General features: G+C 58.2%; 7 protein-coding genes, 4 tRNA genes and 1 pseudogene. 4 read left to right on the top strand and 8 right to left on the bottom strand.

The genetic code is table 11. The features are described 5' to 3' along the window. Positions 1 to 148: 148 nt before the first annotated feature. Complete coding sequence (locus tag ACSFE6_RS17845; RefSeq protein WP_435428866.1) at positions 149 to 1,147, bottom strand: LysR substrate-binding domain-containing protein; 999 nt, start codon at positions 1,145 to 1,147, stop codon at positions 149 to 151. A gap of 90 nt (positions 1,148 to 1,237) precedes the next feature. On the opposite strand from ACSFE6_RS17845, the gene ACSFE6_RS17850 reads away from it, so the two are divergent. From ACSFE6_RS17850 to ACSFE6_RS17860, 3 genes are all read left to right on the top strand, one after another. Further along, on the top strand, positions 1,238 to 1,864 hold the full coding sequence (locus ACSFE6_RS17850; protein ID WP_435428867.1) for an alanyl-tRNA editing protein: 627 nt from the start codon (positions 1,238 to 1,240) through the stop codon (positions 1,862 to 1,864). Positions 1,865 to 1,957: 93 nt separating this feature from the next. Then, positions 1,958 to 2,728, top strand: a complete 771-nt coding sequence (locus ACSFE6_RS17855; RefSeq protein ID WP_435428868.1) for a 2OG-Fe(II) oxygenase — start codon at positions 1,958 to 1,960, stop codon at positions 2,726 to 2,728. Position 2,729: 1 nt separating this feature from the next. Beyond that, on the top strand, positions 2,730 to 3,368 hold the full coding sequence (locus ACSFE6_RS17860) for a LysE family translocator (RefSeq protein ID WP_435428869.1): 639 nt from the start codon (positions 2,730 to 2,732) through the stop codon (positions 3,366 to 3,368). 115 nt (positions 3,369 to 3,483) lie between these two features. Here the strand turns inward: ACSFE6_RS17860 and ACSFE6_RS17865 are convergent. The 4 genes from ACSFE6_RS17865 to ACSFE6_RS17880 all read right to left on the bottom strand — a co-directional run bounded on the left by ACSFE6_RS17865 (position 3,484) and on the right by ACSFE6_RS17880 (position 3,896). Continuing rightward, positions 3,484 to 3,559, bottom strand: a tRNA-Gly gene (locus ACSFE6_RS17865). Between the two features lie 3 nt (positions 3,560 to 3,562). Further along, positions 3,563 to 3,638, bottom strand: a tRNA-Glu gene (locus ACSFE6_RS17870). A gap of 104 nt (positions 3,639 to 3,742) precedes the next feature. Beyond that, positions 3,743 to 3,818, bottom strand: a tRNA-Gly gene (locus tag ACSFE6_RS17875). Between the two features lie 2 nt (positions 3,819 to 3,820). Beyond that, positions 3,821 to 3,896, bottom strand: a tRNA-Glu gene (locus tag ACSFE6_RS17880). A gap of 386 nt (positions 3,897 to 4,282) precedes the next feature. On the opposite strand from ACSFE6_RS17880, the gene ACSFE6_RS17885 reads away from it, so the two are divergent. Beyond that, positions 4,283 to 5,041: a hypothetical protein gene (locus tag ACSFE6_RS17885; protein WP_435428870.1), complete on the top strand. Its 759-nt coding sequence runs from the start codon at positions 4,283 to 4,285 to the stop codon at positions 5,039 to 5,041. Between the two features lie 171 nt (positions 5,042 to 5,212). Here ACSFE6_RS17885 and ACSFE6_RS17890 read toward each other — a convergent pair whose 3' ends face one another. The 3 genes and pseudogenes from ACSFE6_RS17890 to ACSFE6_RS17900 all read right to left on the bottom strand — a co-directional run bounded on the left by ACSFE6_RS17890 (position 5,213) and on the right by ACSFE6_RS17900 (position 8,635). After that, positions 5,213 to 6,094, bottom strand: coding sequence for a methyl-accepting chemotaxis protein (locus tag ACSFE6_RS17890; RefSeq protein ID WP_435428873.1), 882 nt, complete (start codon positions 6,092 to 6,094; stop codon positions 5,213 to 5,215). Next, positions 6,074 to 7,177 (bottom strand): annotated as a pseudogene (locus ACSFE6_RS17895) (HAMP domain-containing protein); the annotation flags it as partial. The gene ACSFE6_RS17890 and the pseudogene ACSFE6_RS17895, both read right to left, overlap by 21 nt. Before the next feature lie 108 nt (positions 7,178 to 7,285). Then, entirely contained in the window at positions 7,286 to 8,635 is a 1,350-nt protein-coding gene (locus ACSFE6_RS17900; RefSeq protein WP_435428871.1) for a PLP-dependent aminotransferase family protein, read from the bottom strand. Positions 8,636 to 8,881: the final 246 nt, after the last annotated feature.

Genomic DNA, 8,881 nt, shown 5'->3' on the forward strand with positions numbered 1-8,881 from the left:
GCGGGCCTTTTTGTTTGATTGGATTTTTGTGGAGCATTTGAATGCCTCTTCGCGAGCAGGCTCGCTCCCACAGGGTTCGGTAGTGAACACAAAATCCATATCCCTCACAAATCCATTGTGGGAGCGAGCCTGCTCGCGAAAGGGTCCTTCAGAACAACCCATCACTCTCGGGCAGCTCATACTCCGAAACGGCAATGTTTTCCCGGCTTGACTTGCCCGGCTTGCCCAACGTCGGTTCCTTCTCCAGACACTCCACCAGGTAATCGATCATCACCCGTATCTTGGGTGGCAGGTATCGGGTTGGCGAATGCAGCAACCAGGCACCTCCGTGGTAGGACGCCAGAAAGGTCCAGTCCGGCAGCACTTGCACCATCAACCCCTTTTCCAGGGCACGGCGCGCCGTGAAGTACGGAAGACTGCCAATGCCGATGTGCTGCAACACGGCACCGAAACGTACGCCCGTATGATTGGCGGCATATCGTCCGCGCACGCCAACGGTCACTGTTTTGTTGCCCTTCTTGAACTTCCAGCGCGCATCGCTCGGCGTTTCACCCAGGTAGATGCAACTGTGATTGAGCAGATCATGGGGATGAGTCGGCGTCCCGTGCTCGGCCAGGTACTGTGGCGTTGCGCAGAGCAAATGATCGATGGTCAGCAATTGCCGCCCCACCAGCCCTGCCGGCGGCCGATCGGTGATTCGAATCGCCAGGTCGACGTGATCGTCGATCAAATCCACCTGGCGATCCTCAAGCAATAGTTCCACATCCACTTTGGGGTAACGGCGTAGAAACTCCGGCATATGTGGGTGAATCACGATTCGGCCAACCGCTTTCGGGACGCTGATTCGCACCACACCCTCAGGCTCATCAGTGAACTGGCCACTGATTTCCATCACCGACCGGGCAGCGCTGACCATGTCCTGACAACGTTTGAAGACTTCCTCGCCACCATCGCTCAAGCGCAATTTGCGCGTAGTCCGTTGCAGCAAGCGTATGGCGAGGGCTTTCTCCAGCCGCGAAATGCTACGACTGACCGCCGAGGGTGAAGAGCCCAACTGGCGAGCCGCCTCGGAGAAACTGCCGGTCTCGACCACCTTGACGAATATCGCCATTTCACCCAGCAGCGGCAATGGAAGATTTATGCTCACAACGCAACAGTCCTTTGATGTTTGAACGGATTATCACGTAATTCCACGATCCATATAATTAAAATGGAAAGATTAATACGAGCATGGAATATGACGCTTCGCCTCTTTTTCCATAGTGATGACCTCAAGGCCAATGTGGAAGTCCTGGAATGCACGCCTCACGAGAACGAGTTTGCGGTGGTGCTGCGCGCGACATTGTTTCACCCCCAGGGTGGAGGACAACCCTGTGACACGGGATGGATCGGCGACAGCCAGGTTTTGCGAGTCGTTCAGGATCCGGACCGGATCATTCATTTTGTCGACCGCCCGGTAACGCTCGGGATGATCCGGATCCGGATCGATGAACCGCGTCGTCAATTCAACACGCGCATGCATTCCGCCGGCCACCTGATCGGACACTTCGTTCAAGCCATGGGCTGGATGCCGACCAAGGCTCATCACTGGCCGGGCGAAGGACGTGTGCAATTCAAACCCGCAGAATCGGCACAGGACGTCGAAGCCCACACCCGGCAGCACGGTATTCAACAATGGATCGCCCATGATCTGCCGCGCCTCACGTCACTACGTGAAGGCGCCCGGGAAATCGGTTTCGGCGAACTTCCCGCCTACGGTTGCGGCGGCACCCATGTACGTAGCCTGAAGGATTTGGGCACGGTCACGATCGAATCCCTTTCACACAAGAAAGGGACGCTATCCGTTCACTACCGCGTGGACTGAACGTCCTGGGCGATGCCGCTACCGACATCGCCTGACGCGGCAGGCACCTGCATTCGCGGGCTTCATTGACTCTCTGACAGACGGACCTGAGACATGATGCTAGACGTCGAGCGTCTCGATGAGACGTGCATAAAAAAGCTGGCCAACGAAGAAGTCCTCGCCATCCGCGTCAAAGGCTGGCTGCCCCCGCCTCTGGCGATCCAGATCGGCGACAGGATCCTCGCACCGGGATTCGAAGGCTATATCAATGCGCCCAGTATCGGCCGCATCGGCATGGCGTTTTATGAGGCGGAAAACCAGCCGTTGCTGGTCGAGGACTACTTCGAACGCGCTACGCGCAACATCGCGGAACTGCGCAACCGTTGCGCACCCTACTCATCACCGGTCGACACCTTGCGTTGCATGCTCGATGAGTGCTGGCCAGCGGGGGCACAGCTGGAAAATCTCGATGGTCGCAAGATGTACGTAGGGTTGTCCCGGGTGGTGAAACCCGGTGTGTGCTTTCTTGCCCATCACGACATATTCGCCAAGGACGCCCCGGACAGCTTGCGGGCACGAAGCCTCAAAGCTCAGTTCGCCTGCAATGTTTATCTGAACATGCCCACCGAAGGCGGTGCATTGCAGATGTGGAACCACGACATGTCCCCGGAACGGTTCGATGAAATGCGTGGCGACAGCTACGGCATCGACCCGGCACTCCTCGGCACGCCAAGCCTGGAGGTTCGCCCGGAGACGGGCGACTTCATCATGTTCAATTCGCGCCGAATGCATGCGGTGACACCGGGCGTGGCCGATCCACGCTTGAGCCTTTCCTTCTTTGTCGGCTACCGCGGCACGACTTCGCCCCTGACCTTCTGGAGTTGAGATGTTTCCGAATTACCTGGGAGAGTTTCTGGCACTGGCAGCCATCCACTTCCTGGCCGTGGTCGCCCCCGGACCGGACTTCGCCGTGACGATCCGCCAGAGCGTGCGCTTTGGCCGGTGGGTGGGTATTTGCACAGCACTGGGTATCGGCGCCGGCATTTCCGTGCATGTGCTGTACACCCTGCTTGGCGTCGGGGCATTGATGCACACAACGCCTTGGCTATTGACCGTGGCCAAGGTTATCGGAGGTGTATACATCCTGTACTTGGGCATCAGCCTGATGCGCAGCAAACCCAAATCCGTGATTGAAGGCGAAGAGGAAGCGGGCGTTCCGAGTGGAGAGCAAACCCTGCTGAAGGCGTTCACTACAGGTTTTCTGACCAACGCCACCAACCCCAAGGCCACTCTGTTTTTTTTAGCGATATTCACCACGCTCATCAGCGCCACCACACCGCTGGAGATTCAAGCACTCTACGGCCTGTGGATGTGCGTTGTGAACGCATCGTGGTTTGTGATCGTTGCCTTGTTTTTTTCAAGCAACAAAGTGCGACTGCTGTTTTTGCGCATGGGGCATTGGTTTGAACGCACCATGGGCGTGATCCTGATTCTGTTTGCCGGTCGGTTGATGTTGTCGATGTAAAACACCGGACATGCAAAAGGCCCGCTCAGTCTGACTGACGGGCCTTTTTCTGCTTCAGGTACAAATCGCACGCAAACAAAAACGCCGCTCGATTGAGCGGCGTTTTCGTTAAATATGGAGCGGGAAACGAGACTCGAACTCGCGACCCCGACCTTGGCAAGGTCGTGCTCTACCAACTGAGCTATTCCCGCAAATGGCGTCCCCTAGGGGACTCGAACCCCTGTTACCGCCGTGAAAGGGCGGTGTCCTAGGCCACTAGACGAAGGGGACACGCTACCCGGAACACATGGTGTGTGTTTCGGTGTCCAGATCCGCATCCGAAGACTTGGTTCTGGTTTCACTCAGCCCTGCCCGAAAGCAATGCTGTTTAAAATTGGAGCGGGAAACGAGACTCGAACTCGCGACCCCGACCTTGGCAAGGTCGTGCTCTACCAACTGAGCTATTCCCGCATTGGCGTCCCCTAGGGGACTCGAACCCCTGTTACCGCCGTGAAAGGGCGGTGTCCTAGGCCACTAGACGAAGGGGACACGCTACAACATTCACTCCCTGCTTCGTTTCGCTGTGTGCTTTACGCTGCAAGTGGCGCGCATTCTATGGATGGTTTGAGAGGTCGTCAACCCCCTGTTATAAATTTTTTTAAATCAATGACTTGGCCCTGCTTTTCGCCCCCATCCGGATTTTCCGTCGCACGGTGTTTGACGCCTATATTCTGACACTCATCAAAAGGCTATAGTCCATGTCTTAAATGATGGCGATTTGCTTTATTGGTGCCAGCATTTATAAAACAGGGCTGTGGCCGATACAGGTTATGCCTTGTCGAACCAGCCCGTTGTGCGGTGCTAGGCGCTTAAATGCCCAGCCACTACACTCGCACGCGAACCCCATATAAGAGGTCTTACCGGTGACACCACTCATGATCACCCTGCTCGTCGTAGCCGGGATCGCATTATTGATCGCCATTGGCTACATCAACCATGTGGTGGAGAACAATAAGCTGGAAAGGGCCCGCACCAAGGTTGAACTCAACGACCGCCTGCGTCGTTGTGGAGAGATCACCGAGACCTTCCCTGGCCAATTGATGACACCGGCGCTCAAGCTGTTGCTGACCCGCCTGGAGTTGAACGTCTGCCAACGCCTGCTGAACCTGGAAAAAACCAGCGCCAACCTCAAGGCGCGGATCGCCGAGCTGGAAACCCTGGTTGCCCAAGGCGAATCGATCCCGGTCAACAATCCACCGGCACCGATCCAGACCGAAGCCAAGGCCAAGGACGTGCGCTTCCTGCTCGAAGCCATGCATGGACAGATCACCCGCGCCGCCCAGGACGGCTTCCTGCCGCCCAACGAAGCCAAGCGCTGGATCCGCGAAGTCCGGCATATCCTGGTGCTGCTGCACATCGAGTTCTTCAATAACCTCGGCCAGCATTCCCTGCAACAGAACCAGCCCGGCCAGGCACGCCTGGCGTTCGAACGCGGCGTGCAATACCTGCGCAAGCAGCAGGAACCACAGGTCTACGCAGAACAGCTGGAGTATCTGGAAAAGCTCCTGGCTCGCGCCAACGCACAGGTCATGGACCGCATCGCCCCGGTAGAAGGCGAAGTGAACCAGTTGACCGAAGGCCTCAAGGACGTCGAAGCCGATGCGGACTGGAAGAAGAAAGTGATCTACGACTGATCAAGCGATCGGAAATAGAAAAGCCACCCGGACAGGTGGCTTTTTTGCTTCATGTAGGAGCGAGCTTGCTCGCGATCAACTTCAGGGCGCCGCGTTCATCCTGACACCCCTCGTCATCGTCAACGTCCATCGCGAGCAAGCTCGCTCCTACAGGGGCCGGCGGTTTCGGAATCAAAGCCTGAAATGCCCCACCATCCCCTTCAATTCAACGCCCAACTGTGCCAGCTCAATACTCGACGCCGCATTCCCCTGCATCGCCAGGGATGACTGATCAGCGCTGGCACGGATACTCGTGACACTGCGATTGATCTCCTCGGCCACCGAACTCTGTTCCTCGGCAGCCGCAGCGATCTGCTGGTTCATCTGCTGAATCAACGACACCGCCGCCGCGATGCTGCCCAGCGCACTTTCGGTTTGCAGTGCATCGCTGACCGCCAGCTTCACCAATTCGCCACTGTTCTGAATCTGCTGCACCGACGTCTGCGCCGCCGAGCGCAAGGCACTGACCAGACGTTCGATCTCTTCGGTCGACTGCTGGGTCCGCTTGGCCAATGCACGCACCTCATCGGCCACGACCGCAAAACCCCTGCCCTGTTCGCCAGCCCGGGCAGCTTCGATGGCGGCGTTGAGCGCCAGCAGGTTGGTCTGTTCAGCCACGCTCTTGATGACACTGAGCACCGAGCCGATATTCTGGATTTCCGCGCTCAGGCTCTCAATGCTCGAACTGGCCGAAGTGGCCGAATCCGCCAGTTGTTCGATCCGCGTCATACTCTGGCGCACCACAAGCTGACCACTTTCAACCTTGCCGTCCGCCGTTTGCGCCGCTACGGCAGCCTCCTCGGCGTTACGAGCGACATCATGCACAGTGGCCGTCATCTGGTTCATTGCCGTGGCAACCTGTTCGGTTTCTTCCTTTTGGCTACTGACCTCAAGGTTGGTCTGCTCAGTCACCGCCGACAGCGATTGCGCTGAAGTCGCCAGTTGTTCGATACCTGCCTGCAAACCGCTGACGATATGGCTCAGTCCCGCCCCCATCTGCTGCATGGCCTGCATCAACTGACCGATCTCGTCCCGGCGGGAGACTTCGACCGTTCCGCTCAAATCCCCCGAGGCAATCTGTTGCGCCACGGAAATCACACTGCGCAGCGGCCCCACGATCAAACGGGTTATGACCCAGGACGCAATCAATCCAACCAGCAACGCCAACGCGGAAGAACCGATGATCAGCAGCGAGTTCTTTTTCAGTTCGGCCTGCATCGACTGGTCTTCGGCGACATAGGCCTGATCCACCCGCTCCACCACCTGGGCTGCGCGTTGATGCAATTGCTGATAGACGGTCTTTTCCTGTTCCAGAAGCCCGGTGTACTCGGCGAGCTTGTCGCTGAAACTGGCGATGTGACCCGTCACTTCATTGAGGACGGTCAGATATCCCTCATCCTTGACCGAGGTTTTCAGCTGTCCGGCCAGGTCCAGCGCCTGGCTGGCCTGCTCGATCTTGCCTTGTCCAGCGCTGTCGTCGCCCTTGCGGCTCTGATCCAGGCGAACGCGTGCTTCGTTCATGGCCTGCAGCATCAAGCGCGACACCTGGCTGACCTGATTGGCCTGCTCGACGAATTGCGCACCGTCCTTGCCCTCGGAATCTTTCAAGGTGTAGGTACCGTCATCGGCCAACCCGGACTGCAATACATCTAGGTTATTGGCCACGCTGGACACCGACCAACTGGCCATTTCCAGCGCCAGGTCCTTGGCCTGACTGAGCGAGACGAACTCGTCGAACGCCTTGCGGTAAGCAACGAGTGACTGCTCGACATCATTCATCACTGGTACGTTGGCCGCCGACTCAGTCTTGAGGTGATTGGCCAGGGCGATCAAGCCATCCACGCCTTCGTGCAAGGCATCGGCGGTTTTCGGGTTACCGTGCAAGGCGTATTCCTGCTCCAACAAACGTACCTTCAGCAGCCCGCTGTTGAGCGATGACATTTGCTTGAGCCCGTCGAAGCGATGGCTGATGGTTTGCAGGGACCAGACGCCGATGGCCGCCACCAAGGCCGTCAACAACAGCACCAGCACAAACCCGAGTCCCAGTTTTTTTGCCATACCGAGGTTGGCAAAACGTCCTTGCACGCCCGAAATCATTGCACTCAGTCCCCTGCCATTTTCTGTAGGCGCAGATTCGCAACGGGCCTGTGGCAACACAAGTCTCTGGCGTCGGAATAATGGCAAAAAGCTACGTCCGCGTCGTTTTCAGAACGCTTGAGGTCGATTCGGAGCGCAGGCCTGAAAAAAAAAACGGGCTCGCGGATCACACGCATAGGCCACATTGATACGCTGCCAGTCAGTGGCTGCGCCGGTAGGACTGAAGGCCGTCGTCGATGGCAGCAAGACGCCGAGGCGCCGAGCCTGTTCTCTCATTTGAGCACAGGTCTGCATCCGCGATCGTGCCCATATAAACAGGCCGCCCGCCGGCTCACCGAACACCTCCCACCCGGTATCCTCGAGCAGCTTCAATGCCGCATGGCGGTCACTGTCCAGACGCTGTCGCTGACGCTGCACCAACTGGCGGTAGGTGCCATTGGCCAACAGGCAGGCCACCACCGCCTCGCAAAATCGCGAGGTGCCCATGCTGCTGATCATCTTGATCTCGGCCAACCGCGCAATCATCTCGACACTGGCCACGACAAAACCGACCCGCAAGGAGCTGCTGAGGGTTTTGGAATAGCTGCCGACATAGATCACGTCGCCATCCAGCGCGGCGAGGCGCTTGCCGGGGCTTCTGTGGAGGTCCGCATAAACATCGTCTTCGATTACCAGCACGCCATGATCTTTCGCCAGTTGCAGCACCCGCTGCGCCACCTCGGGCGTCAGGCTGCAGCCGGTCGGATTGTGATGGAAGCTGTTGATGAATAATCCGCGAGGGCGGTATTTCACCATCAACGCCTCCAAAGCAGTCACGTCCGGCCCGCAGGGAGTTCGTGGCACTTCAAGCATGCCGACACCATGCAGGTTGAGCAGATCGAACAACACGGGATAACCGGGACTTTCGACGACCACGCAATCTCCCGCCTTGAACAGCGTCCGCACGATCAGATCCAGCCCCTGACTGGCCCCCGCCGTCGTCAGGATTCGACTGTCCACGACGTTGATATCCAGCTGTTTCAAGCACTTGAGGATCTGTTGGCGTAAAGCGGGCAGGCCCAGCGGCGAACTGTAATTGAACAGGCCGGCCATATCGGTGCGACTGACCTCCCGGATTGCGTAAGACAGATCGTCCGTCTCGCGCCAGCTTTCGGGCAAGCCACCAGCCCCCAATGGCAACAGACACAAGGTAGCATCCTGCTGCGGCCCAGAGCCCGAAGCCGGATTGGCCACGACGTAACCGGCCGCATGACGAGACGCCAGCACCCCTTGTGCAACCAGTCGCTCACAGGCTTCGGCGACACAAGACTGACTGAGCAGATTGATGTGCGCGATTTTTCGCACGGAAAGCAAACGCGTGCCGGGGGCGACGTCGTTGCAGCGGATCCAGCAGGTCAACGCATCAACGATTTGCTGTACGACCGGCACCAAGGCCCGTCGATCGATTCTCAATTCCATGAGCAAGCAACTCCTGTTGGTTTGCGCAAACCAGTTAATCACAGGAATGTTCGACGGGATGTGCGAGAACGCCGCCAGTGTCCACGGTTTCAATCGTTTGAAACACAGTGCGGGTGGTTGAAATCATTATCCAAGGCGACAAAAAACCTGTGGGGGGGGGGGGGGGGGGGGGGGGGGGGGGGGGGGGGGGGGGGGGGGGGGGGGGGGGGGGGGGGTGGGGGGGGGGGGGGGGTGGGGAGGGGGGGG

This window comes from Pseudomonas baetica, assembly GCF_051216495.1.
Classification (GTDB): Bacteria; Pseudomonadota; Gammaproteobacteria; order Pseudomonadales; family Pseudomonadaceae; genus Aquipseudomonas; species Aquipseudomonas baetica_B.